This window comes from Leptospira sp. GIMC2001, assembly GCF_028462125.1.
Taxonomy (GTDB): domain Bacteria; phylum Spirochaetota; class Leptospiria; order Leptospirales; family Leptospiraceae.
Map to the genome: position 1 here is coordinate 586,886 of NZ_CP115468.1, position 26,646 is coordinate 613,531.

The window sequence follows — 26,646 nt, forward strand, 5'->3', positions numbered from 1 at the left end:
CATCTACTTTCTAGGTTTGACGTTCAGATTGCCCTGTCAAGGACAAAAACTTTAGATTTGCCCATGTATAGAGTGAAGGAAAAACTATCAAAGTTATTAGAATATTACTGATCAGTCCACCAATCACAACTGTGGCAAGAGGTCTTTGAACTTCCGCACCTGGATTGGTTGATAACGCCATTGGAAGAAATCCCAAAATTGCAACGAGACTAGTCATTAGAATCGGACGAATACGCACCAAAGCAGATTCGCGAATGGATGCTTGGATACTGAGCCCAGAGTCTTGTAATTTTTTGGCAAATGTAACTAGAACTAAACTATTGAGAACAGCTACACCAGACAAGGCGATGAAACCAATTCCAGCTGAAATGCTAAATGGAATTCCTCGAATGAACAAAGCAATGATTCCCCCAGTCACGGATAAAGGAATTGATAAAAATAATAATAAGGAAGTTTGTAAATTTTCTACTGCCATCCAAAGCAAAAACAATATAAGTAGAAGCGTGATTGGAATGATAAAATACAAACTTTTCATAGCCGACAGGTAACTTTGAAAAGTTCCGTCATATTCAATTCTATAACCTGGCTGCAATTGTAATTTTGTTGTAAGAAGTTTCTGGATCTCATCTACGGCCGACATAACATCACGATTTCTAATATTAAATTCAACTAATACTCTTCTTTCTTGCCAATCATGACTTATCTGCGCTGGACCATCTTTTCTAATTATGTCTGCCACATCTCCTAGAGGTACTGTTTTTCCTGATCTAGAATTAACCAATAGACTCTGCCAATCTTGAATATTGGTTAGAGGAGGATCTTGAATTCTTAGAACTATATCAAATTTTCTTGCTCCATCCAAAATCTGTCCAATCGATAGACCTGAAGAAATCATGGAGGTGATTCTTGCTAGCTCAACTGAATCAACTCCAAACCTTGCCATTTTTTCTCGATTTGGAACTACTTGCAAATACGAGACGCCACCCAATTGTTCTATTCGAATATCAGTTACACCTTTGATATTTTTTACTATGTTTGCTAGTTCTTCTGCTTTTGATTTCAGAACGAATAGATCTTTTCCAAAAATCTTTATACCGACATCTGAACGTATTCCTGCGACCATTTCATTGGTGCGCATTTCAATTGGCTGAGAGAGTCCGAAGGCAACCTCAGGAAGTTCTTCTTTGATTTGCAAAGATATCGCATCCAGTAATTCATCTCTTGACCTCGTCCATTCTTTGCGTGGGATGAGTTGAATAAACACATCAGATTTTTCAATTCCCATAGGCTCCAAAGCCAAATTCGGCGATCCTGTTTTGGAAACGATACTTGAGATCTCTGGAAATTTATTATTAATTAGTGATCTCTCGATCTTTAGGGTAGTTCGAATGGATTCTGATAAGCTAGTTGAAGGTAGCCTTGTTATCTCAAGGAGAGATGATCCTTCGTCAAGAACTGGAATAAACTCTGCACCAATGAATTTGAATAGAATAACAGAAAAAATAAATACCACTAATGCCAAAGATAATACTTTATGCTTTATCTTCAAAGTATAGTCCAAAATTGATTCGTAGCGAATCTTAATCCATTTGAACAATCTTGTTTCTTCTTCGTGAGACTTATTGGTATCTAAGAAATAAAATGCAAGAACAGGAACGATCGTTAGTGTGAATAAGAAAGCACCTGATAGAGCATACAAAACTGTTTGTGCCATAGGAATAAAGAGCTTTCCTTCCGTTCCCGATAATACTAATATTGGAATATATACGACTCCTATGATGAGTTCTCCGTAGATCGTCGCTCTTCGAACTTCGATTGTGGCGTCTAATATTGTTTGTTGTCTTTCCTCTTTATTCAGTGGTCTACCTAGTTTTTTCTGTTCTAATCCGAGTCTTCTAGTTGCATTTTCAATAACGATCACAGCGCCATCGACCAATAACCCAAAATCTATCGCTCCCATTGACATTAGGTTTGCCGGTGCATTTCTAATTTCCATAATGATTATGGCAAAAATCATACATAGAGGAATCACAACTGCGATAATAAGTCCTGATTTAAAATCACCTAACATGAGAAAAAGGATTACTATAACTAAGATTGCACCTTCGCTAAGATTCATCATTACAGTCTTGATGGTTGATAGAACCATTTCTGATCTATCATAGAAAACATTGATCTTCATACCCTCAGGAAGAGAGGATTCCAATTCGTGAATTTTTTCTATAACTGCTTGGCTAGTCTTCAGTGAATTTTCTCCAATCATCATCAAAGCAATTCCACCAGTTACTTGAGAGGAACCATTTTTGGTAGCGGCTCCTTTTCGCAACTCATATCCTTCTTCTATACTTGCGATCGACTTAAGAAGAATGGGACTTCCATCCATTGTACTTTTTATATAAATGTTTTCGAATTCTTTTGTATCTGTAAGTAACGAATTGATTCCAATAATTGTATGCTCTTGATTCTTCTCGATATACCCTCCACCTTCCGACAAATTATTTGCTTGAATCGCAAGAATTACATCTTCAATACTAACTCCTAGCTTTTGCATAAATTTTAGATTTAGATGAACCTGGAATTGCTTTATCTCACCTCCGAAAATATTTATTTCCACAATTCCAGGAATGGTTTTTAGCGCGGGAGATATATACCACTGTAGAGTAGTCGTAAGTTCACGAATGCTATGCTTATCACTTTCTAAAGTAAACTGAACAATCTCACCTAGTGCAGTTGATAGTGGAGCTAATTCTGGAGTTCCATATTTGGAAGGAATAGATTTTTGGAGCTCAATCAACCTCTCACTTACCAATTGTCTTGCTCTAATTAGATCATAGTCTTCTTCAAAAACTACAGTTACCAAAGAAATTCCATATCTTGAAATTGATCTTACAGTTTTAATACCAGGAATTCCACCGATACCCCATTCCACTGGATAGGTTATATACTGTTCTAATTCCCAAGCCGAAAGGGATGGAGCTGAAGTTACAATCTGTACCTGTACATTCGTAACATCAGGTATAGCATCCAGTTTTAGATTTCTCACGGAATTGAATCCTATTATGAGAAATATTGGAATAAGAATGAGAACGATAATCCGATTATTGAGCGACCATTCAACAATTAAGTTTAGAATTCTCATTACTCGTCTTCCCCAAATGTATCTTTCAAATATAAAGATTTCAAAGAATAAACACCGGAAGTAACAATTTTATCGCCAAGAGAGATTCCACTTATGACGGGAATTTTACCATCTACAGAATGACCAATAGTTACCTTTTGTATTTTATATTCCAAATCATTGATTTGTACAAAAACACAATCTTCGTTCTTAATTTGGAAAATGGATTTTTCTGGAATATGCAATAATTGAGAACCTGTTTTTGATTGGATTCCCGATTGGTTATTAGAGTTTTTATTTTCTATAATGTTGGTTGAAGAGTTGGAATTTTCCATGATTGCTTTGCCGAATAATCCTAGTTTGATCTTTTCATCTGGATTATCTAAGGTTATTCTTGCCGGAATGGATCCAGTGATTTTATCGATGGAAGATCCTATAAATGTAATTCGTCCATGGAATTTATCATTAGGAAATGAATTCAATACTACATCTGCAGATTGCCCTTTCTTTATTGTGGCAAGATCTTTCTCATAGATTTTGCCTGTAAACCAGACTTTGCGTAGATCCGCTATGGTTAATATATTTGTATTAGGATCAATAACGGTTCCCGGTATAACAAATCTATTGATCACTGTACCCGAGATCGGTGATCGAATTGTTATACGAGTTCCGGTCTTGATCTGTGAATTTTTAGTTTTGTCAGATAGATTTGGTAAAGAAATTCCATTCAAGTTTAGTTCTTGTTCATTGGTTTTCCATTCTTGATACCAAGTGATGGATTCGGCTTCCGCATTTCGGATTTCTTGATCCGATGCCATTTTCATTTTGGAAAGATCTTTCAATCTTTCATGATTTTTTTCAGCAGCTAAATATTTAGAATATGAGCTTATATAGGCGGATTGGAGACGAGCGATTTCCGGCGAATCCATCTCAATGATGATTTCTCCTTTTTTTATTCTATCTCCTTCTTTTTTATGAATTGCAATCAGCTTACCACCGAGGCGAGATCCTATGTTCGCCATTAAATCTGGATCGGATTGAATCTCACCTGTTATTTCCAGATTGGATTGGTAGTTCAAGTATTCTGGTTGAATTGTCTCTATTGGCAATTTGGATCGATTGGATTCTGTTAATTTGAGTATTTCGAAAGAATCATCATCCAGATTTTCTAAATTGGTTTCATTAAAAATTTCACTGCTCGTCTTATCATTTTGATTGTCTAACGATTTCTGTTTATCAGAATTATTGAAATTACTAATAGAATCTTTTGAGTCAGAAAGGCATGACAGACTAAAATTTTTGCCTACGACCAACCATAAAAATAGTGAGCTAATGATTATAAAAAATGATATTCGAATTCTATTCATAGAATTTCTCCTGAGATAGTAATGGAAGCATATCCTCTCCACTTGCGCGGAGATATTCAATGCATGCTTGTGCATAGCCTGATTTAGATTGAAAATAGGAAGATTTTAGTTCAATGAGAGATCTCTGAGTGACTAGAGCTTCTCGAACTGAAATCTGTCCGCTGAGAACTGCATTTTTTAGAATATTCAAATTTTCATTCGTTCGAATCAGAATATCTTCTGGATAATTTGTCCAAACTTCCTTCCAAGATTTGTAGTTATTCCATGCTTTGATCGACTCGGAACGAACGGTATGGTAGCCGATCTCTTGATCAGCCTGCCGTTTTTTGCTCTCAGCGATTGCTTCTTTTATCTCGCCTCGATTGTCTCGCCAGATACGTAAAGGTATTGAGACTCTTCCACCAATCACTTGTTCGTTGAATCCATCATTTTGTGCATAACCAGAAATCGTTAAATTGGGAATTTTTTCCCTTTCAAGCAATCGAATTCTTTTTTCGGAGAGTTCTCTTTCGAGTTCAAGAACTTCCAAATCGTATCTCTGAGCTTCGGATCTGGCTGTATATGATTCCAAATCGTTCAAGGGAATTTGGTATATTGCTTTTGTCTTAATGATGTCTAACGATTTAGTAAATTTTGTTCCCATCATAACCGTAAGATCTGCTTTGAGGTCATCGGTTTTTCTTTTCGCTGAATTCCAGAGTGACATCATTTTTAATTTTTCCGATTCAGCAATTTCCATATCCATTTCAGTTCCAAGCCCATTTTTGAATCTGGTTTTGGAAATATTATAGATTTCTAGGGACAATTTGTACAGTTCATCTGTAACATCGTATTCTTCTTGACTTGAGAGATATGCGAGACTAAGGCTAACTGCATCTCCAATAATAAATTTCTCAAGAACCAACAGTCTTTTTATGCGTGATCGTAGTTCCGTATCCGCAATATTGATACGAATCTGTCTCTGCCCTCCAACAAATATTTCTTGCGAAATTAAAACCTCAGAGTTCAGTGCAGATTGTTGAGAAGAATTGCCAAAAGAATTACCTGAAGAACCATTCCTCATTCCGGAAGAAAATGAAAAGTTCGGATTGGTAGGGAAGAGATAAGATGCAATCTCCTTACGTCCTGCACTTGATTCAATTTCATACTTACCAATTTTGTATTCTGGGCTATGATTGAGTACACATTGTACGATTCTAAAGATGGAAATTTTACCATCACAACCGACTACTTCAAATTTTTCATCCGCCCTGACATTCCCATGGAAGGCAAATAAGAATAAGTAAAATAGAATCAGAAATTTTGAACTTCTATTGAGATTTTGACCAAGGAATTTCGGAATTTTGAATAAATTTGAAATAAATCTCTGAGTATATATTTGGTATTTCGTTATAGAAATATAGATATTTGTTTTTTGCATGGCTCCTCCTTAAAACTAATCTAAATTAGTTGAAAATTGGAGGAGGCAATTTGAATAAATGTAAATTGGAGAATCGAAAATCGTGGAAATTTTCTTCAGGATTCCTTAGATAAACCGATCCAAAATTTTTAATGATTATAGTTGGAATTGCAAATAGAAATGTTCTTAGTAGTTCTAATGTTATTAGAAGATAACAAACGATAGCAATAATGGATAGATCCCAATTGCCCATATCTTTCGAAAGACCTGAACTTGTAATATGGTCTATAAGAGTCTGAGGTTCCGAGTCTGAAGTCGACCGATTCATATCATGATTGTCACTGAGATAGCTATGTATAATTGCGATGGAATCCTGATTTGGATTGTGGTGGATATGTATTCCAAATGCCGGTGATAGAAGGATTGCAGCAAACCAGAAAATTGTAGAATAGATTAGAATTTTTGTAATTTTCAAATTTCTACCTATTTTCCAGATTCCTTTCATTTACTTTATTGGACTGATTTTATTTGCCTAATGCTTTTTTAAAAAATTCAAATCGATTTTGGGTATCGATCGGTGCTAAGTTTTCCGAATCTTGCTTGGGTGCTTTATGTCTTGGAATTCCAGGATTTCCAGAAGATGTACTAAATGCGGGATCCGATTGATGCCCGTAAAAGAATGAATGGATGACTTCAACAAGTGCAACTTCATTCTTGGACTTCAAAATTCGGATATCGATCAAATAACTCTTCGCACTATCGATGATTTCGAAAACCCATTCTCGCTCATTTTCTACCAAATCTTTTCTGATCTGACGAATGGGTTTGTTCAGAGCATTTGTTATGTAAACACGGATCTCCATTTCTAAGACGCTTCCATCTGTTGCAATGGCTACAACAGTGGATGTCGGATCGGAAAGTGGTGAAGATTGGATCTTGAACTCAATAGCTCCATTCCGACTGACAGCACCATAAAGTCTTTTGGATTCAATCTGATCATAAATTTCCAATGATCGAACCATTTCTCTCGCTTCTTTTACGCTCTCTCTAAGAATTGCTGATTGATTTTGAGCGAGTATGGATGAATGGAATGAGAAAAAAATTGATAAAATAAAAACGCTTTTGATTGAATTTATAAGTTTTCTAAAGGTAAAAACTCGATCTAATAATTGAGAAATATCCTTACTCATGTTATCATTTTATTTGGCTTCAAGGCGTGGACAAGTCTTAATTTTTGAGATTGTTGACTCAATTGCTTTTCTTTCTTCAAATTCTTTAGGTTTAGCTTGCTTAGAACTTTCGTTTTCAAGTCTTTCTAAGACAGCATTAAACTTTGGATAACAGTTGCTTTGGAAATAATCGTAAGCTTGTTTTCTTGCATCGATATTTTGCTCTTTGAGCAATAAATAATTGTAAATATCTTTTTTCTCTTTTTCTGAATGGTTGAGTGTAAGAAAATCTTTCTCACATTTACGAACTAGGATACTTGGTAAAGAAGATGAGTAACAGTTCGACGAATTAGAAACCATAAGATCAAGATCACTTGCTTTGAGTTCATATATGGATTTTTTGAGATTTTCTTGTTTGGTGGCCGAACTCACAGGTTGGTTTTTCGTTTTGATTTCCAAAAAATCTTTGATAGTGGTTTTTGGATGAAATGGATTCTCCAAACCTAGATCATAGGTTCCAGGCTTTGCATTAGAAGCATCAAGCTTCAAAGACAGTTTATTTTTGGAATCAATCTTCTTATCAACAACTTTGATTTTGGTTTTGCTTTCTTTTGATTCAAGAGTTGCCTCTGTTGCGTCATTGAAATTCTCACCTTCGATCTCAACAATTTGCTCGGGATCAGGACTGATCGTTTTCTTTGCTTCCTGAACTCCAGAATCAGCCGTCTTTACTTTTGGCGGAAGTGAAATTTCTACTTTTAGTTCCTTCCAGTTTGACCACACAACAGGTTTACCAAATGGTGAAAGTGCAGCCGTGCGAACTTTGTATTTTCCTTCTTTGAGTGAATCAACCGAGAGGAAATTCTTTTCCGTTTTCTGATCGATCACTACTTTTTCTGATAAATTTTTGATCTGAACTTGATAGCCCGATGCGTATTGAGAATCTTTCCAAGATACAATTCTATTTTTATAGGCTTGGGCTTGCATGCTTTCAGATTGCGTTAAGTTAAAAAAAACAATCAAAAGAATGAATTTAGAAAGTTTTTGAACAATGTTAAAATACTTAATTTTGGATAAATTAATCATTTCGATCCATCCTTGTATAGAACCGAAGGTGAGATAAATTCTATATCGCTTGGTCTGAGGCTTTTTAGTTTAGTTAATGAAATTATAAATTTAGCAGATTCTTTCCGTATCAATTTACTACCCGACATTGAAGAAACTTCCCAGATAAACTTTCCTTCATCTAATATAGATAAGTCGCTTAGTTTATAACTTGTTTCCTTTGTTTTGACTTGATGAATAGCGACTTTTTTGCCGGTGTTTTCTTGGAAAATGGAAAGTATATAAATGAATCCTGATTCTTCTTTGTTCCACTTAAAAGATATCGAACTCTCACCCGAGAGATCCACAACTGTGTCCACAGGAGAAATCAATAGCTTACTTGGAACTTTAACAGGCTCTTCTTCTGTTTTCTCAACTTTCTCGATGAGATCTTCGGCTTTATCAACCAGGGTAAAGTTAGCAATTTGAGAGGACTCGCTTGCTTTACCCGAAGCTGAGAAACCAACCACTTTCCAGTAATAGGTTCCAGATCCCAATTTTGTAGTCGGTTGAAGAAAATTTCGTTGGGTGGTTGTCTCAAAAACATTGTTTTTGAAATTAGAATCCTTTGCAAGAGTCACTTTAAAACTCACCAATTCAGATGAAGTATTCCAGATCAATATTCCTTGAGTCGCAAAGTTGGAAACTAACATTCGTTCGTTGTTAGGTCTTGCAATTGTCGGTGCAGAAAAGCTGTTGGTCTTCTGAATGGAAAAACTGCGAGGTTTACTGATTTTCTCAGGTAGATTCGCAGAATAGGGAACACATCGTACTCTCCAATAGTATTTCCCAGAAGATAAATTATCTACAGAGAATGAGTTGGTTTGTGTTACATGCCTTGAACTTAAAACTTTAAAATTCGATGATTCCGATATTTCTAGAATATAATCTCTCGTGAATTGGTCTCTGCTCCATTGAAAGGATACAAGTGGTAATTTTTCCACAAAGGAAATTTGTGAATCATTCTCTGGAAAACGAAGAGTAATATCTTCCTCTTTGAAAATATGAAATCTATAAGTCGCACTGGTTCCTTTATCCGAATTGATTCTCCAGTAATAAGTTCCAAGTGGAAGAGAGACGTCGGTTTTTTGTGAGGGAAAATCAAGGCTTTTAACTAGAGATTTGAATTGAGGATTCCTAGATATTTCCAATTTGATTTTGGAATAGTTTTCATTGGCCTTCCAGGAAAACTGAATATTCTTGCTCTCAGTTTGAGCAGGAATTACAGCATTGTTCAGAGGTTCGGTAAGTTGAAAAGGGATTTTGGTAACTTCTATTTTATCACCTGAGAGATTTGCTTGTTTACCGGAACCAACGGTAGTACTATTGCCAGCTGATTTTACTGTTGCGTTTCCTTTTTCAACTAGCATACGGAATTCTCCGTCATCACCTCTCTGAATATTGAGTTCACCATTTTGGATCTGAATGGTTTTATTCTGGCTTTGAATTTTTAGATTCTCATTGCCACTTCCGTCTTTCTTGCGAACCTGAATACTTCCTTGAGTGAATTCGATTGTTGGATCAGCTTCAGATATATCCAAGAAAAACATGCTGTTCTCATCTAGATTGATTTCTGTGCCATCATTTAGGCGGATAATAGCATCGGAGAAAGATTCGGATCGTATTGTATCTCCGTTGGCAACTGGACTGTTCTGGTCTAAGCTCTCCCAAACCATATGATCGCTTAACTTTCGTTGTACGGTATTCTTTTTGAATTCAACAGTTCCAATAATTTCTCGATCACCGATTCCAATTTTTTTATTCAAGTCATAGAAGAATAAAATGAGAAAAATTATAGCATTAAAAATTAGAAATAATAATACTTTGTTTTCTTTTTTCTTGTAGAATTCCATAATTTACTTCTTTGGTTTAGGATATCCAATTAAGGATCTCAGATCATTTAAATTTTGTGGACAATTTTTGTCATTTAATGCACCTAGCAATGCATAAATTTTTTGTGGTTTCTCTTTTCCCTTAACGCTTATTGCTGGTAAGTCGTAATAATTGAATAATTTTTTGGTATTGTTGTAGATGGACTCTGAAACAATTATATCCAAGGAAAGATCTTTTGTTAGTCCTTCCACACGTGAAGCTAAGTTCACAGCATCTCCGATCACGGTATATTCCATCTTCTCATCCGATCCAATCTGACCGGAAATCACAGGACCATAATTCAATCCAATTCCAATTCGAAGACTTGGTTTCTTAGCTGTTCCACGGCCTTGGTTGAATTTCAATAAGGCAAATCTCATATCAAGGGCTGCTTTAACGGAATCTTGCGAAATATTACCAGATGATTTTAGTGCGCCCCAAGTCGCCATGATCGCATCTCCAATAAACTTATCCACATAACCCCTGTTATTTTTGACACAAGAAACCATTGCACTCATATATTGGTTAAGGAACTCAACCACTTCTTCCGGTCTTAGTTTCTCGGAAATTGATGTAAAGCTTCTAATGTCGGAGAATAGAATTGCACATTCTTTCTTTTCTCCTCCGACTTTCAATTGCCCTTTCATAGAGAGTTCTGCAATTTCATCGTTTACGAATCGACCGAATGAAACTTTCAATTTCTCTCTTTCTTCTAGTCCCTGACTCATCGACTGAAATGAATTTGTCAAAATACCGATTTCATCACGAGTTTCCGGTTTTAATTCAAGGTGATAATTTCCAGATTCAATATTTTTGGATGCTGTAACCAAGGTAAGAATTGGCTCGGATATTCTTTTTGCAAAAAAGAATACAATAATAATTGCTAAGTTTAGCGCGGCAATCATGAGATAGATATTTCTTCTCTGAATGTTATATACTTCTTCGAACGCCTTATCTTCCGAAACTGTAGAAATGATTCCAACTCCACCTAAGCCAATTTTCTTAAAAGAACCAAGAAACCAAAGGTCATCAGCACCCTTGTAACGAAATTGTCCATTGTCTAGAGTGCTTGTTCGCATCTTTTGGACAATCGGTAGGTCAACCATATTCGCCCCAGAAAGAATCATACTTACGTCCGAGTGAGCGATAATTCTTCCTTCATCATTCACCATAAATGTTTCAATATTTCCAGAAGTTTGAAATGCCTCTAAAAACTTTTCCAATCGTATCATGGCTATGATGATCTTATTGGATTTATCTTCGGAATACGGAAAGCCTATTGCAAGAATAGGAGACCTAAAACCAATGCTTGAATTTAATAAGACGGTTGTATTGTTAAAAGATTGCTTGAATCGATCTTTATTGGTTCGAATAAATTCTTCTAATACATTCGTTGAGATTCCAAGATCTTCCAATACTTGAGTATTGCCGATCCGGACTCCAGGTTGGTTGGCTTTATCATAGACACCGACATATAGGATATTGGGATCTTCACGAAAGAGAATTTGTTTTATGGAAGAGTCAGTTTTGCTCTGACTGATGACACTCATTGTGACTTGTAAGGATTGCTTAAGTGCATTGATCTCGGATTTTACATTCAATGCAATAACTTCTGTTATCTTGATATTATTTTCTTTGACTCGAATCTCGTTATCTTCTTTGAAAAAGTAAGTTGCCACCATAATGATTGAGGCAAGGGATAAAAAGAGGATCGATGAAATGATCACCATCAATTTAACCCGAATTGTGAATCGCGATGGTGTAAAATTTTTATCGTTCATGTTATTTCCTTATGGGCAAGATAATTCTAAAGCGATTGTATTCCTTCGATCCACATCAGATATAACAAATTCTGTTTCACGAATTATTGTATCTGGAAATCCATCAACTCTTTCTAAGTCAGCGACACAGTACAATTTATATTTACCATTGTTTATATATTTAATGCTTGCGTTTTGTCTTGCTGGGGTTGCCGCAAGAGGAATCTGCCTAATAATATTGATTTCATCACTATGGAAAATCGCATAGTAGTAGCGTAAATCTCCTTGACCACCGCTGATACTCAACGAAGCTGCTGTCTCGGGGTAAATGATTCGAGACCTAGAGATCATATTCCCACCAATATCTGGTTCGTTCTTATGAGCGCTTAGCGCGTCACTAAATCCAACTAATGTCTGTTTGATTGGATTTCCTGGTCTTTGGAATGTATGCACCATCAAATTCTCTTTTATATTCATACGAATTTCGAGAATATATGGATCAAATCCACCGCGAATCTGCATATCTCTCTGTCCACCTTGAACAGAATAGAGTTGAGGAAACATTTTAGGAACAATATCTTGTTTAGCGATGTCAGAAGTTCCTGGAATGTAATTGTTCCTAGGAACAATATTAACCCCAGTTACGCGGCGGTTGTCGAAACGTGCTTGATCCAATAGCAGAGCACCATTTTGGACTCCCCAACCAGTAACAAAAGAACGAAAGTATATACCGGTGTAAAAATATTGCCTTCCGAAAGTGGCTTCCGGTCCAAGCTGAAGTCCCGCGCATTCATTAAAATATTTTGGATCACTGCAACTTATTGTTTCGGCGGTTGGATCATTCGAAGGAAATTGTGCACCGGTGCCATCGAAGAACTGTTGCATCCGGAACAATCCATTTTGTTTCTGACATGTATCGTTCTCTAAAGTATAGGGTATAGTACAGAAAACTTGTCTCTCGGTCGCTATAAAATCCCAAAATTCTTGAGAATCAATCGGATTTCTTATCTGAGTGAGTTCGTTGATTCCTTTATCAAATTGAGAGGAAATTCTTATCTCACCTAAATCAATATAGATTGGAAGATTAGCTGCTGAAGGAAGATCTATGAGTTGGTGATCTGCATCGCCACCTTCTCCTATATTGTCCAGATAGAGAGCACCAGTCCCGCCATTATAGTCTTGAAAAGAGATTGGATTGTCGGATGCGTAAGTTCCTTTCACAAGAAGCAACATTCGATTATTAAAAAGTGTACTTAAAACAGGAGCCGAAGTTATATCTTCAAATTCGTTGTCGCAATGTATAAGACTGGTGAGGATTAGAATAAAAAATGAATATTGAATAAATCGGTTTCTCATGGACGGACTTCCATCCCCATTATTTATTTTCATTCTGAAAGTGTAAAGAAAAACCTATATGAGAAGACTAACCATCAAGCCAAAATGAAAGAAATCTGCATTTTGGAGTCTGTATTGAGCAGGATTCAAGAGTCGGTAGTCATCATAGGGAGAAGCTAGCGGAATATTATTTTCTGGTGGAATATCCATGTTCGTTTCCATGATTTTGTTATAATCAAGGCGGATTCCAATTCTTACTTTTCTTCCTGCAATAAAACTCGCCTCCAAACCTCCATAGATTAGAGGATTCCAACGCGAAGTATTGGCTGGACGGGCGACCACATAAGCACTGCCACCTCCCGCCTTTAGAAAAAACTTAACAGGAAGATCGAGTGGTAACTGATACGCCAGTGCCGCATAAATAGGCATTGTCGTTAGAGCTCGTTCAGTTTGGGATAAATAAGTTGAATAGCTGCCACCCAATTCAGTATATAAAAAATAAGGCCATGGAAATCTAGTAAACAATCCAAAACCTAGCGAAGTATCAAGAACCGACTGGCTTGGTGATCCAGGAAAAGGGTTTGAAGCACCCAACCAAAATCCCACTTCTGGTTTTCTTTTATCTTCTTCTTGTGCATAGATGGGAAATATGAACAGAATCAATAAACCAAGAATTAGAATTCGGAAATTTATTATCATGAGAAAGTTGTAGGGCGATTAGACCAGCGGACTCCGAAATACATTCTTATACATTTGTTCTATCTCAGGAAATGAATCATAATAAGCTCGTGCAAAATACAATCCGTGAGCCGGTAGGGTTTTGCCAGCCAAACTCCGATCTCCAGCAAGGAGAATGTCCCCTAGATTTCTATCGTTAATTTTGCCTGTTCCTATGTCTACCAAAGTTCCTGTGAGAATTCGGATCATATTGTGAAGAAAACTATCTGCTCTGTATCTGAATTTGATTATGTAAGGATAACCTGGTTCTTGTTCGATTCCCACTTCTCGAATCTCTCGAATAGAAGATTTTTCTCTAATGGAAACTTGTTTTACAACACTTCGAAAATCTTTTTCTCCCACTAAATATTGCAGTTGATCTCGAACTTTAACCCAATCGATTTCTTCACGAATCCAAACAGCTCGATTGTCCCATAGAGGATGCGGGTTTCTGGATGAGAGTATTTTGAATTCGTATTCCCTCGACGAACAAGAAAAACGTGAATGGAATCGCTCTGCTACTTGCGTTATTCCAAGGCAACTCACTTTACCGCCAGCTAACGCATTAAGAGAAAATCGGAAGGTATCCAGTTCTTCGATTTTTTCATCACAGAGAAAATTGCAAACAATTCCAGTAGCATGCACTCCCGTATCAGTTCTGCCGGCTACATGAAAAACCAATGGATGGTTTTTGGGTTTGATGAGAATGTTTAAAGCTCGTTCGAGAGCATTTTGCACTGTATGAGCGTTGATTTGTTTTTGGAATCCGTGGAAAAAAGTTCCATCGTATTCGATGAGGATCGCATAATTAGGCAAAGACTTTTTACTATTTCTCTCCGCCCATCTCTTCGATCAGGGCACCGTATTCATCATACAATTCGCGAGCCATTTCGATGATTGCTGAAGGTTTGCCTTTTGATGATTTACCGGAACCATACAAGCGAGCGAGCATTCTTTTCGCTCTGATCAAAAGATTGAGTTGGTCTTCTTTTTTCTCTGCTAGTTGGCTCAAAAATTTACGAGTTAAATATGCATTTAAATAAACGACTCCATCGAAACCCCAGTTGTTGTCCGAATCGGGTCCAAGCATTCCTTGGATGGAATCGACTGGTTCTTGGCCATTTTGCATCAGTTCCAAAGTCATGCTATAGTAGATCGCAGCCTTTTTGAACATGAAGTCTCGTATTTCATTGAATTTTAAATCAGGGAATTCTAGAGTCAGATCATCAAAATACCAAGCTGCGCGAATGGCACAGAGAGCTTTCTTGGGAGTGGGAGCAACGCTCAAGCCACGTTTCTGATAACATTCGATCGCAAGTAGATAACTTGCCACGCCTAATATAATATTTCTATCTTCATTGAAGTCCAGAGGACCAAGGATTTTTTCTAAGAATGAACGTCTCTGATCGGAGCTTGCTCTGAGAGCTTCTGCTTCATTAGCAGCTAAGCCATCCCAATCTTTATTAAAGGAAGCATAGAGGCAACGTGGACAAACTGTAATGATATAATCATTGGGTCCAACTCGTCCGAACTTTTTGTTCTTTTCATAGAGTCTACGTAACTCTTGAGTAAGCTTGCCTGCGATCAGACGTCCTCCACCTTGGAACATTTGCTCTTTCTGATGGACTTCATTGCAGACTGGACACACCGAATTCTCCTTCGCTCGGAAGGAAATTTTCTTATTTTGGCTTGCGGTGGATACTGCCATCTGATATAATTCTCTCTGGAAACGATATTTTCTACAAGTAAACTGTCAATTCATTCCCCAAGAAAACCGATACTTTCTACAGGGAACCCCCGAATTGTTGGAAATTGGTACTGCCATGAAAAAAATTATACTGATCGCAAGCATCCTTTTGTGGATTCCGTTGACCCAGGCTATGGGTCAAGCTGTTTCTCTTAAGGCATACAACAAAAGAGTAGAACTCATTACTTATCTTCGAGAGTTAGAGCCCATGGTGAAAAATTTCCCTGGCAATGATCCCGAAGGCAATCCTGCAACTGCATATGCAGAAGAGGATAAAATGGGTCATCGAGTAAAAAAATATGAAGATATAAAGAGAATCTATCAAGAAGCTCTGCAATATTATTTTGAAGCAAACTATGTTGCATCATATCGTAGATTTCTCGAATCTCAGATTGCAATTGAGAAATTGACAGAAGAATTATCACAACTCTATGTTTTGCGTGCTGAAGAAATGATGAAAACAGCTATGGAACGTAAGAATCCGAATGATCCAATGGATAAAACCATTGTTGATATAAGCATTGAATATGGCAAAAATTCTTATATCCGAAAAGATATGCGAGAAGCTCGGGAAGCTCCTTTTGCTCGTAGGATGTACGAACCAAAGGAATATCATTATGTACTAAACCGTTATGGTATAGAAAAAAATGCAGAGACAGGATACCGATTTCTCGGACTTGCAAAGCAAGCAAGAATTGATGCACTCAAAGTTGAGAAACATCTTGAGAAAAATCAAAATCTAACTCCAAGACATAGAAAGTATAGAATTGATTTGTATTTTGGTGCAATCAGTTTATGTCGTGATGCTAAGGCAAATGCTGTAAATATTTTCAAATTGAAATATCCATATGATAATTATTTCCTTCAGAAGTCTGATGCGAAACAAGAATCTTGGAGAGATATGGATAACAATCTGAACGAAGGCGAGATTGTAAAATTAGAAGGAATCACTTATGATTTCACTAAGAATCCGTATATTAAGCACGATAAAAGAATTCAAGCAACCTTTGATGAGAGAATTCCAGCTGAATACAGAAAAGATGATGCTGATACAAAAGGTCGAGTGTATGAGAAGGACACCGACGGACAACTATTCTTGAGATATGATCATGCAAGAAGAGAAGAGTTAGGCGTTCCAAAAAAATCAGAAGTACAAAAACAAGAAACAACAACTCCCGCTCCAGCCGGTCAGTAATTTAGATTTCCAGCAGTTCTGTAATCTCCGCGAAATGATCGTCGCGGAGATTTTCATTTATAACAATATACAAATAAATACTATTGCTAATTAAGAATTAATTAAATTATTAATTGAGATTCAGCATAAAATTTCTATAGGAAGGAATTTTTATGCCAAATGGGATATTGACAATAAATTTTTTCAGGCTATTCTCTATATCTATAATTACTTAATATAGGATGTAAGAAATGCTTAAAGAAAAAACAAATAATCAATATTCTCTAAGAATCATAAGTTTGCTAATCGTATTCTTTTCTTTTTGTGGATGTGCATCGAGTCTGTATCCAGTTCGAACAGCCGTTGAAGCAAAAGAATCAATTGCAGTTTATATGAATAAGATCGAGTCAAGACCAGTATTGATTGGGAACTCAAGGAATACAGCTAAGGATACAATAGCCGAATTGGATGCACTCATGCCGATTTTCAAACAAAGTCTTCAAAAAGAATTGCATGGTGCAAAAATTGTTGAACCAAAAATGAAAAACGAACAGATTCTGGGTCAAAATATACCAGTTTATGATTTTGGAAATATCGGAGCGAATATAGGAATTGAATATATCACGGCTACAAGCTTTTCTCAAAGTATCGATTCTACAAAAACTTGGGATCTAACGATCAAAGTAATTGCTCGATTTAGAAAAATTGAGAATGGTAGACTTGGACAGTATCTTGGCAGTCGACTAGGTTATACCTTAGCATCTTTTAGCGACAAGGGAAGTTGTCCAGGAGCTTGTCCAGAGAATGCAAATTCTTTAGTAGAGTTAACTAACCCTGGTCAACATGCAAAAACTTTAAAATCTCAAATTCCTGAAAATGTAACGAAAGTTATCCAAGAAATAATGAAATCTGAACCCTAAGCTATTGGAATTGTAAATTGTGAGAAAATATAGAACAAGAATATCACAATAGTCAGTTTAATGAATATATGTTAGATTATGCAAGAAGGAGAACGGATTCGAACAGAGGTGTTCGAATTCCTAAATCAACAAACTTATGCAGTTGAATCAGACGATTTTTATAGGAAATTCAGGTAAAACTTTATCATCTGTGGGGATGCTTCTGGTTAGCATTCCCGATTAATCAGCTTTTCACTAGATACCTGTTTAAAATGCTGTTCATATGGAACCTACTAAAGCTGGAATCAATCTTAAATCCTTAGCAGAACAATATAAGTATGCAATTGATGTAGCAACCATCGTTTCTAAAACTGATACCAAAGGTCGAATCACTTATGTTAACGATGAATTTTGTAATATTTCTGGTTATACAAAAGATGAATTGATGGGCAAACCACATAACATAGTAAGGCATCGTGATATGCCCGCTTCTGCATTCAAAAATTTTTGGGATACGATTCGAGCTAAAAGAAGCTGGACAGGTGTAATTAAAAATCGAAAGAAGAATGGTGATCCATATTGGGTGAATACAACAGTTGTTCCCATTCTAGATTCAGATGAGAACATTCATGAATATATTGCAATTCGAAGCAATATAACTCAGATCGAAGAACAGAAAATTCAAATTGAGAACTTACACAAAGCGAGTAAGAAATTTGTGCCAGAAACGATGCTAGCCCTTCAAGGAATTCAAGATATCACGAAGCTAAATGTTAATCTTGGAAAAAGTCTTGAGTTATCTGTTTTATTTATTGATATTATTGGTTTTACTACTTGGAGTGAGAAAAAAAATCCAGAAGAAATATTCTCAGAATTGAACGAATACTTTTCATTCATGGAAAGATCGATTCATGAAAATCATGGGGTCATCGATAAATATATTGGTGATAATATAATGGTAATTTTTCAAGATCCAACTGATGCGATTCGAGCTGGGATTCGTATGTTAGAAATTTTGAATGAACTAAACGATGTGAGAAAAATGAGATCTCAAGGCGATCTGAAAATTGGAATTGGAATCCATACTGGCCATTTGGTTCTTGGAACTGTCGGTACCGAAAGTCGGATGAATCCGACAGTAATTGGCGACACAGTGAATACTGCGTCAAGAATTGAGCGATTGACTCGCAAAGTAAAACATAGCCTGTTAGTATCTGAGAAAACTATTCATTTAGCTGGCATTGAGAATTTTAATGCCGAATCTATAGGACGCATCGTTTTAAAAGGTAAAAAAGAACCCTTAAGAATATTTGGAGTTTATTCGGAACGCCGTTAGTTAGTTCTCGGGAAACTAGAATAATTCTTGCATGCCTGAGCCTATTTCATTTTTCTAAAAATAGGTTAAATATGGATCTTTCAGTTAATAAATTCATGGATCGGCATTTGGAAGGACAATCCAAGGCTTATCAATTTTTCGTCGCAAGAGTATATCTTAGAATTCTACCTCTTATACTAACACGCGCTTTTCCTACATTGATAGCTGGGTTGTACAACGGAGCTGTAGGAACTAAGGAAAGAAGAATCAACTCATTCTTGCGAGGAAGTCGTATGTGGGGTGAGACAGTTCAATCCATGACCAAGGCAAAAATTCATGCATTTAATGAATTGAATATTCCAGATAAAGGGCATTTGATATTTTCCAATCACGTAAATGAATTGGACTTTCCATTTGATTGTTACTTTATATGCAAACCATACCTTGCGAATCAGGTTATTAAGAAAACTTTGTTTGCATATTGGTGGATGAAAGCTATGGGTTCAGAAGTTTTTGACAACCGTAGCAATATGTCGATCGCTGTGTCGGTAAAGAATTTGAGAAAGGGCATAAAAGATAATTCGTATATTGTGTATCCAGAAGGAAGAAATACGTACAGCGAAGAAATCCAACCATTGAAGAAAGGAATGTGTAAACTTGCATTTGATAATAAATTGCCAATCGTGATTATTTTAAAATCCGGAATTGTTAGTTTTCAAGAATACCAGAAAGGCAATACTATTGGTTACTATTCATGCGGAATCGTCGATCCAACTCAATTTTCTGACTGGGATAGTCTTCGTGCACATGTGCAAGAGCTAATGGTCAAAGGAAAAATTGAATTGGATCGTTTAACGGACGAATTGCGAAATCAGAATAAAGAAAAGTAACTAAACTACTACATGGTCGATTTTCAAAGATTGCATTGTGATACTCTCTGAAAGATTTCGATTCGCTCTAAAAATTTTGATTTTATCTTTCATGGATTTATAGGAAGCCCAATCAACTAAACGAATCGAACTCTCAGGGAGTCCAAGTATTCTCTCGATTGCGAATTGCAAATTCTGACGAGCTAAATCGGCAAGATCGACGCGATCGAAAAAAATATCTTCCACTAAATAATCAAAAAGTTGTGAGATAAAATTTAACATGATCTCTGCTGTAAATCCTGCATCTTTGAAATCAAATAGTCCCAATTGCTTTCCATCTTTTAGAATTTTTATAATTACAGGTTTTAACATTTTCTTTCTTTTACTGATAAAACTATGACGTAAGACAATATTCGCAGGATCATTCATAGCCTCCATTGCGAGTATGATTGATTCAACATTTTCACTTTTCCATTCCATATTCGCGCGAAAAAGAAAATTCAAAGTTGCAAGCGGATTGTCAGTTTTTGCATCACCTAGTCGAATCATAAGTTCATCGAAACCAGCGATGGCAAAATTTTCCGTTACAGTCTCGAGCAATGCTTCTTTCGAGATGAAATGATGATAAAAAGTTCCCTTAGCGATTGATGCAGCTGATAGGATATCATCAACAGAGGTTCCCCCATATCCCTTCAGAAGAAAGAGTTCCGCACTTTTCTGGATGATACGATCTCGGGTAGTTAAGGGATTGGGATTTATGATAAAGTTTACTTGCATATGGAATAATCTAGAATAGACCGACAGTCGGTCTAGAAATTTTCTGGGTCAGTGGATATTCATTAGGAAAAAAAGTTCGCTTGTCCAAAATAAAAAACGTTTCAAGCTGGCTGAATGAGTATGAACGTTGCCAAAGGCAAAGTCGTTGGCTTTGCTTATCATTTACAAAATTCTGAGGGTGAGACCTTAGATGAATCCAAAGACCCGATGGAATACCTACATGGTTTCCAAAATATTATTCCTGGACTTGAAAAAGAAATGGAAGGGCTAAAAATTGGGGATAAAAAAACGGTAACCGTTCTTCCCGCGGATGCATATGGTGAATACAATGAGGAATTGGTCTATAAGATCCCTCGAACGAATTTTCCAGCGGACGAGGAAATCCAACCAGGCATGCAATTCCGAGCTGATGGTGAAGAAGGTCCAATCTCACTATTTGTGCAAGAAGTTGTGGGAGATGATGTAATCATGAACGGCAACCATCCGTTAGCTGGTGAGACCTTGAAATTCGACGTAGAAATCCATACGATTCGAGAAGCATCTGCAGAAGAAATGGAACACGGACATTCGCACGGACCAGGTGGACATCACCACCATTAATTGGTGTTCTAAATTTTAATCTGATGAAAAGCCAGGCAATCCAATTGTCTGGCTTTTTTGTTTAAGTGCCGTTCTCATAGAATAATTTATCATGTTTCTTAGATGTAAGGATAACGGAAAAAAGAGCCGCACTTAAGTACGGCTCTTTTTAGTTCCTGATTTATTTTTCAATTAATCAAAAAATCAAAAACTTAACAAACAATTTTCCAACTGCGAATTTCTGTAATCAGGCAAATTCTGACAGAATCCGAAAATTTAGGAAATTTCCCATTTCTATTCCCGTGATTAAAAATGTAATTATCCGAAATTTTTCTAACTAAACTATTTATTTTTTTATGCAAATACCGTTCTGTACATCAGAAAGGATAGAACGGAATGATTGTTTCAACAGAGAATCCCAATGTTTATAAAATCGAAGAGAAAGATTTAGATATATTTTCTATGTCAAGATTTGAATTAGAATTGGACGCTGTATTGAATTCTTCGAAAATCTCCCTGTATTTGGATTTTGAAAACGTGGAACAAATCTCTTCAGGTATTATAGGAATTCTTTTGGCTAAGCAAATGAAATTAAAGAAAAGAGGACTTGCAATCGAACTACTGCATCTTTCCAATTCAATAAAGAATATATTAAAGATTCTGAATCTTAGAGATTATTTTCTCTCTACAAATTGTTTATAAGAATAAATTATTTCTTGAGATCAAAAATAATCATAAAAAATTCTGATCAATTTAGAAAAAATACAAAACTTTGTTCTAATCTCAGTTCACCTTTTCTAAATTAGTAATAGGAATTTCCATTTGATACAATTCTTTACCATAAGTATTCTTGGTAATCAATTTAATGACTCGATCTTTGCCAATTCCAATGACTTCGATCAATCCGAATGCTCGCTCAAGTACAAATGATTCTTGGATTCTATGAATATTCGCTTCACTTTCTGTGGTGGTAGATATTCCTGCTGTGAGTGGGGAGACTGTCCAATCATAGATTGGATAAATGCCACCACGATCCAATCGACTTATTTCAGAATGGTGCCTATCACCCGATAAAAAAACGACTCCAGTAATTTTCATTTTTTTTATATAATCTAAAATTTCATCTCGATCATTGACATAGTTAGATAAATTCTCATAAACTTGCGCAGAATTTATAAACTGTCCTCCGATCACAATGAATTTCACTCGAGCACGGCTATCACTCAATGCATTGAATAACCAATCCTTTTGCTTTCTTCCTAAAGCAGTTCTTTCATTGGTGTAGTAGTTATTATTTGCCGTGCGAAATGTCCGGTTGTCTAGCATGAAAAATTCTAGATCAGACCAAGTATATGACCTATAGATACCCTGATCTGGATAAGTTGGATCTGGCCAAAAATCTTTGAATATTTTATCAACGTTTTTTCTGAACCCATACGATGAGCTTGCATCATTTGGACCATAATCATGATCATCCCAAATAGCTAAATGAAACATGGATCGTAGCATAGATTGCATTTCTTTTTTGCGACGAGTATGTGAATATCTGTGAATGATTCCTGATTCAGAATCCCAGTCTGCTTCTCGAAGGTAGGTATTATCACCCATCCATAGAAAAAAGCTTGGTTTTTCTCTCTCTATCGAATCAAATATTTCATAACCATCACCCCATTTCTTACCTGGTCTATCAAATCCATCTTCATTTACATAATTGCAAGATCCTATCGCAAATTTGACATTAGGTGGGTTGTCTCTCCATTGCCATAGAGGTTTTGTCTGGAATTCAAGTGCTGTATCAAAAGGGATTTCTTGGGAGTTAGCAAATATTTTATATTCATAAACATTCCCCGGATCTAGTAACGAGATATGGATTGTAACTATTCCTGTATCGGGATTGATTGAGTGGTTCTTTGTGAATTGAAATGAATTTAAATTCGAATTAGATTTTGATTTTGATTTTGATTTTGATTTTGATTTTGATTCCTTTTTTCTATATTGAACTTGGATTTTATATTTCTCTGACAGGTCCGAATCTATTTGTAACCAGATTTGCACTTCTCGCATACCAGTATATCCTATCATTGGACCCGTTACAGAATCTAAATTTATTAGCTTCTCTGCATTTATTCGATCAGTATTCAGTGTTAGGGGAATGACTAAGATCAAAATAAAGGAAGTTTTCTTTATTGTTTTTAGTATTTTTGATTTGAAATTGTTTAAAATTTTGATGCAATAATGCAATGATTCAGACATATCAATTCTATCTATTTTTCTCATGAGATTTTTGTCAGAATAGATTTATTGATTGCAGATTGATAGACATCGAGCATCGATTTTTTCATTGAGTAAATAAATTCTTTATCACCAGACATTCTCCATGTGATTAATGCACCTTCATAAATATTTATCCAACTTCTAGTAACTGATTTAGAATCAAATGAGGATGGTAATAATCTACGATTTTTCATTTTTATAAAAAATTGATTGAATAACTTTTCCCAGTTTAAGACAGCTCCTCGAAATTGATCTGCAAAATTGCCATCTTCTCTCGGAAATTGAGCCGAAAGCAATGCAATTGGACATCCTTGATAGATAGAAATTTTAGATTTGGTCTGTTGAATGACTGACTTTTCTAAATTGTCCAAGAAAATTTCAGGTGTCGAACTCTTTCGCAGTAAGGCTCTGAACCAAATCAGAATTTGAATCGCATAACGACGAATAACCTCTTTTCCTAAATTCTCCTTTGAAGGGAAGTGGTCGTAGAAGCTAGCCTTAGCAGTTAATGATTCTTGGATGATTTGGTTGATTCCTGTAGCATTATAGCCTTGGTGATAGAATAAGTCAGATGCTTTGATTAAGATTCTTACTTTAGGCGAGGAGTTTGATTTCGAATTAGTTTTTTTTGTAGAAAGTAATCGATTCGATTTCTGCGACTTTTTAGAAATCAATGGAGAAGGCTTCATAGTCCGAGATAAAACTTTGAAATCGAATGAGTCAATAACTTTCCAGACAAATCTGTCTGTTTTTTTCTTAAATTTATTGTAAAATTGTTTACATACAGACCGATCTGTCTGCTATATGGTTTTATGAAGCCTGAAAATTCTACTTTAGAGAAAGATGATAAGACACAAGTTGAGAATCCAATTTTGTTCAATCCCGATCCAAAATTGCAAAGTATAACGAATCATATTACAGAGATCCGAGTACTCTGGAGTCAACTTGATTCCAATGGGCATGTTAACAATGGCAATTATCAATTCTATCTTGATGAAGCGCGAATACAAGCTTTGGAAGAAGAAGGTTTTATGATTGCTGCAATGAGAGCTGCAAATGTTGGCCCAGTTATCCAGAAGGCGGAAATTATTTATTCTAAACCACTTGGCCATCCTGAAACCGTTCGAGTTGAGACCACATTTGCTCAATTCAAAGGTTTTAGAGGCAAGGTAATTCAGACAATTTGGAGAAAATCAGATTCAGAACTTGTATGTAAGGCTGTATTTGATGCGCTGTTTTTTGATTTTGATAAGAGGCGTCCTTGGAAAATGCCCGAAGAATTTGGTTCAAAATATAGAGAGTGAAATCTTAGATCTAGAAAGCTTTCCAATTATTTAAATGGAAAGCCTTCTATTAATATCAATATTCTTATCAATAATACTGTTTTACATCAAAGATCTTTCTGCTCTCGCAACTGCAGCTTTGCCCTCATCGATTGCCTCTTGCGCCCGATGGAACTCCATAAGTCCCATATAACCTAATTTAGGTGTAATTAAAACATCCGGAGGATCTCCTGCCATTCTACTTCTTGTAATTCGAACCTGCATGATATTTATGGACTTACTTATTACTTCGATCATAGAAGGTCGTTCGTCTTTTTCTTTATCTAAACTATCTTTTAGATCTTTACCCCAGAAGCTTGTCGTAATCCTTTCCTTAGTTGCGGTCCAGAATGAAGGTTCTTTATCTTTGGTTTCTTTTTCCGGATGTCCTGGCAGACGATCTAGTGGTGCAGATTTTTTCTCATCTATTAGATCAGGAGGAGGAGTAACATCAAGTAAGTCTGAATTGAGGTCTATTGCAATAATATAATTTGCTCCCATAGCACGGCATAACGAAACCGGAACTGGATTGACCAATCCACCATCTACTAACCATCGTCCGTCTCGAAGAACAGGAGTAAAAATCGCAGGTAGAGAAATAGATGCTCGGACAGCTGACAGCAATTTTCCATCACGAAGCCATACCTCGAGTCCAGTATCCACATCCGTTGCGACGGATCCGAACTTTTTGTTCAGGGCATTGATGTCCCATTCTCCAAACCTTTCACGCATATAGTCAAATAATTTCTTTCCTTTAAAAAGGCCACCACCACCTCGCAGATTGAGATCCATAAAACCAACAACATCTTTCCATTCCAGAGTTGTCACCCAAGCTTCAAGATCATCTAGTTGATCCGATGCATAAGCTGCTGCAACGATAGATCCAACCGAAGTCCCACAGATTACATCGGGTACGATCCCTCTTTCTTCAAGTGCTCTGATTACACCGATATGGCTCCAACCACGAGCTGAACCTGAACCTAATGCTAATCCAATTATTGATTTCTTACTTCGCATTCCCGTACCTTAGATTTCCAAATTATTTTTACAGTGTATTTTGATCAAGAATTGAAATCCAATTTAATAATTCGGAGTTCTAATGATTCATGATTCGCAGAATGGGAAAATATTTATAGATAATTATGCAGACTATTCAAGATATAAAATATTTCATAAATTCTCTTGAGATTATTTGAAGAGTTTATAAACTTTGCTGAAATGAATAGAAAGTCTTTTTTGAAGAAAATTTCACTCGGTGTCTTGATTGCGTCTATTCCTACTAGAATTGCATCTGAGGATAATGATATGCCAATAAATGAATATAGTTTTAAAAGTTTAAACGAAATTTCGGATTTCTTAAAAGTGAACAAATCCAACCTATTGGCGAAAAATACCAAAGGTGATTGGGGCTTGGGAAAAGTGTTCGCTCATTGTGCGCAGTCCATCGAATACTCATTAGGTGGCTATCCGGAGAATAAATCCAGAATCTTTCAATGGACAGCAGGAAGCATTGCTTTTTTCGTTTTTTCGTTAAGAGGCAAAATGTCTCATGGTTTGAGTGAACCAATTCCGGGAGCAACGACGATTTCCAATGAAACTTCGATTGAAGAGGGAATAAAACTCCTCGAGCAAGCGATCCAAAAGTTTCAGGTGGCAGAAGATGTAAATTTAAAGCCACATTTTGCTTATGGGAATTTGGATAAGAAAGATTATGATTATGCACACACATTGCATATCAATAATCATTTAGAAGAATTATCATAAAACAGATCAAATTTATTGATTTAACAATTTTGAATGAGGCAACCGACTTTTTATTTTCCTTTTAGAGCTAGCTTTTGTATTGAGA

The 26,646-nt window shown here is 36.2% G+C and carries 24 protein-coding genes; 8 read left to right on the plus strand and 16 right to left on the minus strand.

Features of this window, described 5'->3' with window-relative positions; all coding sequences use genetic code 11:
• Positions 1-10 precede the first annotated feature (10 nt).
• From O4O04_RS04235 to O4O04_RS04290, 12 genes are read right to left on the minus strand one after another with little or no spacing between them, the layout of a single operon-like run.
• Positions 11-3,139, minus strand: coding sequence for an efflux RND transporter permease subunit (locus O4O04_RS04235; RefSeq protein WP_272534382.1), 3,129 nt, complete (start codon positions 3,137-3,139; stop codon positions 11-13).
• Positions 3,139-4,485 (minus strand): efflux RND transporter periplasmic adaptor subunit, encoded by a 1,347-nt coding sequence (locus O4O04_RS04240; protein ID WP_272534383.1) that lies wholly within the window; start codon positions 4,483-4,485, stop codon positions 3,139-3,141. Before O4O04_RS04240 ends, O4O04_RS04235 begins: the two co-directional genes overlap by 1 nt.
• Positions 4,478-5,905, minus strand: a complete 1,428-nt coding sequence (locus O4O04_RS04245) for a TolC family protein (RefSeq protein ID WP_272534384.1) — start codon at positions 5,903-5,905, stop codon at positions 4,478-4,480. The genes O4O04_RS04240 and O4O04_RS04245 overlap by 8 nt, the downstream gene beginning before the upstream one ends.
• Positions 5,906-5,930: 25 nt before the next feature.
• Entirely contained in the window at positions 5,931-6,359 is a 429-nt protein-coding gene (locus O4O04_RS04250) for a hypothetical protein (protein WP_272534386.1), read from the minus strand.
• Positions 6,360-6,408: 49 nt separating this feature from the next.
• Positions 6,409-7,074, minus strand: coding sequence for a hypothetical protein (locus tag O4O04_RS04255; protein WP_272534387.1), 666 nt, complete (start codon positions 7,072-7,074; stop codon positions 6,409-6,411).
• Positions 7,075-7,083: 9 nt separating this feature from the next.
• The gene (locus O4O04_RS04260) at positions 7,084-8,139 is read right to left on the minus strand and encodes a hypothetical protein (RefSeq protein WP_272534388.1); all 1,056 of its coding nucleotides are present in this window, start codon (positions 8,137-8,139) and stop codon (positions 7,084-7,086) included.
• On the minus strand, positions 8,136-10,010 hold the full coding sequence (locus O4O04_RS04265; RefSeq protein ID WP_272534390.1) for a DUF4962 domain-containing protein: 1,875 nt from the start codon (positions 10,008-10,010) through the stop codon (positions 8,136-8,138). Before O4O04_RS04265 ends, O4O04_RS04260 begins: the two co-directional genes overlap by 4 nt.
• Before the next feature lie 3 nt (positions 10,011-10,013).
• Entirely contained in the window at positions 10,014-11,810 is a 1,797-nt protein-coding gene (locus tag O4O04_RS04270) for an adenylate/guanylate cyclase domain-containing protein (protein ID WP_272534391.1), read from the minus strand.
• A gap of 9 nt (positions 11,811-11,819) precedes the next feature.
• Entirely contained in the window at positions 11,820-13,145 is a 1,326-nt protein-coding gene (locus O4O04_RS04275) for an LIC11270 family surface protein (RefSeq protein ID WP_272534392.1), read from the minus strand.
• A 54-nt stretch (positions 13,146-13,199) separates the two neighbouring features.
• Positions 13,200-13,823: a hypothetical protein gene (locus O4O04_RS04280; RefSeq protein ID WP_442915925.1), complete on the minus strand. Its 624-nt coding sequence runs from the start codon at positions 13,821-13,823 to the stop codon at positions 13,200-13,202.
• Between the two features lie 18 nt (positions 13,824-13,841).
• Positions 13,842-14,657 (minus strand): tRNA pseudouridine(38-40) synthase TruA, encoded by an 816-nt coding sequence (truA, locus tag O4O04_RS04285; RefSeq protein WP_272534394.1) that lies wholly within the window; start codon positions 14,655-14,657, stop codon positions 13,842-13,844.
• A 10-nt stretch (positions 14,658-14,667) separates the two neighbouring features.
• Positions 14,668-15,549, minus strand: a complete 882-nt coding sequence (locus O4O04_RS04290; protein ID WP_272534395.1) for a DUF2225 domain-containing protein — start codon at positions 15,547-15,549, stop codon at positions 14,668-14,670.
• 115 nt (positions 15,550-15,664) lie between these two features.
• On the opposite strand from O4O04_RS04290, the gene O4O04_RS04295 reads away from it, so the two are divergent.
• The 4 genes from O4O04_RS04295 (at position 15,665) to O4O04_RS04310 (ending at position 19,866) form a co-directional block, all read left to right on the plus strand.
• A complete protein-coding gene (locus tag O4O04_RS04295) occupies positions 15,665-16,783 on the plus strand; it encodes an LIC11274 family protein (protein ID WP_272534396.1) in 1,119 nt (372 codons plus the stop codon).
• 230 nt (positions 16,784-17,013) lie between these two features.
• Complete coding sequence (locus O4O04_RS04300; protein WP_272534397.1) at positions 17,014-17,682, plus strand: hypothetical protein; 669 nt, start codon at positions 17,014-17,016, stop codon at positions 17,680-17,682.
• 262 nt (positions 17,683-17,944) lie between these two features.
• Positions 17,945-18,997 (plus strand): adenylate/guanylate cyclase domain-containing protein, encoded by a 1,053-nt coding sequence (locus O4O04_RS04305; RefSeq protein ID WP_272534398.1) that lies wholly within the window; start codon positions 17,945-17,947, stop codon positions 18,995-18,997.
• 71 nt (positions 18,998-19,068) lie between these two features.
• On the plus strand, positions 19,069-19,866 hold the full coding sequence (locus O4O04_RS04310; RefSeq protein WP_442915926.1) for a lysophospholipid acyltransferase family protein: 798 nt from the start codon (positions 19,069-19,071) through the stop codon (positions 19,864-19,866).
• Here O4O04_RS04310 and O4O04_RS04315 read toward each other — a convergent pair whose 3' ends face one another.
• Positions 19,867-20,622 carry a TetR/AcrR family transcriptional regulator gene (locus O4O04_RS04315; protein WP_272534399.1) on the minus strand — a complete coding sequence of 252 codons (756 nt, stop codon included), beginning with the start codon at positions 20,620-20,622 and terminating at the stop codon, positions 19,867-19,869. It abuts the gene before it with no gap.
• 114 nt (positions 20,623-20,736) lie between these two features.
• Between O4O04_RS04315 and O4O04_RS04320 the strand changes: the two genes are divergently transcribed.
• Positions 20,737-21,222 carry an FKBP-type peptidyl-prolyl cis-trans isomerase gene (locus O4O04_RS04320; protein ID WP_272534401.1) on the plus strand — a complete coding sequence of 162 codons (486 nt, stop codon included), beginning with the start codon at positions 20,737-20,739 and terminating at the stop codon, positions 21,220-21,222.
• A gap of 375 nt (positions 21,223-21,597) precedes the next feature.
• Positions 21,598-21,903, plus strand: a complete 306-nt coding sequence (locus tag O4O04_RS04325; RefSeq protein ID WP_272534402.1) for an STAS domain-containing protein — start codon at positions 21,598-21,600, stop codon at positions 21,901-21,903.
• An 81-nt stretch (positions 21,904-21,984) separates the two neighbouring features.
• Here O4O04_RS04325 and O4O04_RS04330 read toward each other — a convergent pair whose 3' ends face one another.
• Together O4O04_RS04330 and O4O04_RS04335 are read right to left on the minus strand one after the other, a co-directional pair.
• On the minus strand, positions 21,985-23,478 hold the full coding sequence (locus O4O04_RS04330) for an alkaline phosphatase D family protein (RefSeq protein ID WP_272534403.1): 1,494 nt from the start codon (positions 23,476-23,478) through the stop codon (positions 21,985-21,987).
• Entirely contained in the window at positions 23,475-24,164 is a 690-nt protein-coding gene (locus tag O4O04_RS04335) for a TetR/AcrR family transcriptional regulator (RefSeq protein WP_272534404.1), read from the minus strand. Before O4O04_RS04335 ends, O4O04_RS04330 begins: the two co-directional genes overlap by 4 nt.
• A gap of 123 nt (positions 24,165-24,287) precedes the next feature.
• On the opposite strand from O4O04_RS04335, the gene O4O04_RS04340 reads away from it, so the two are divergent.
• Entirely contained in the window at positions 24,288-24,779 is a 492-nt protein-coding gene (locus O4O04_RS04340) for an acyl-CoA thioesterase (RefSeq protein ID WP_272534405.1), read from the plus strand.
• 81 nt (positions 24,780-24,860) lie between these two features.
• Here the strand turns inward: O4O04_RS04340 and rssA are convergent, their stop codons facing one another.
• The gene (rssA, locus tag O4O04_RS04345; RefSeq protein WP_272534407.1) at positions 24,861-25,814 is read right to left on the minus strand and encodes a patatin-like phospholipase RssA; all 954 of its coding nucleotides are present in this window, start codon (positions 25,812-25,814) and stop codon (positions 24,861-24,863) included.
• A 219-nt stretch (positions 25,815-26,033) separates the two neighbouring features.
• Here rssA and O4O04_RS04350 point away from each other — a divergent pair, with 219 nt between their 5' ends.
• The gene (locus O4O04_RS04350) at positions 26,034-26,561 is read left to right on the plus strand and encodes a DUF1569 domain-containing protein (RefSeq protein WP_272534409.1); all 528 of its coding nucleotides are present in this window, start codon (positions 26,034-26,036) and stop codon (positions 26,559-26,561) included.
• Positions 26,562-26,646: the final 85 nt, after the last annotated feature.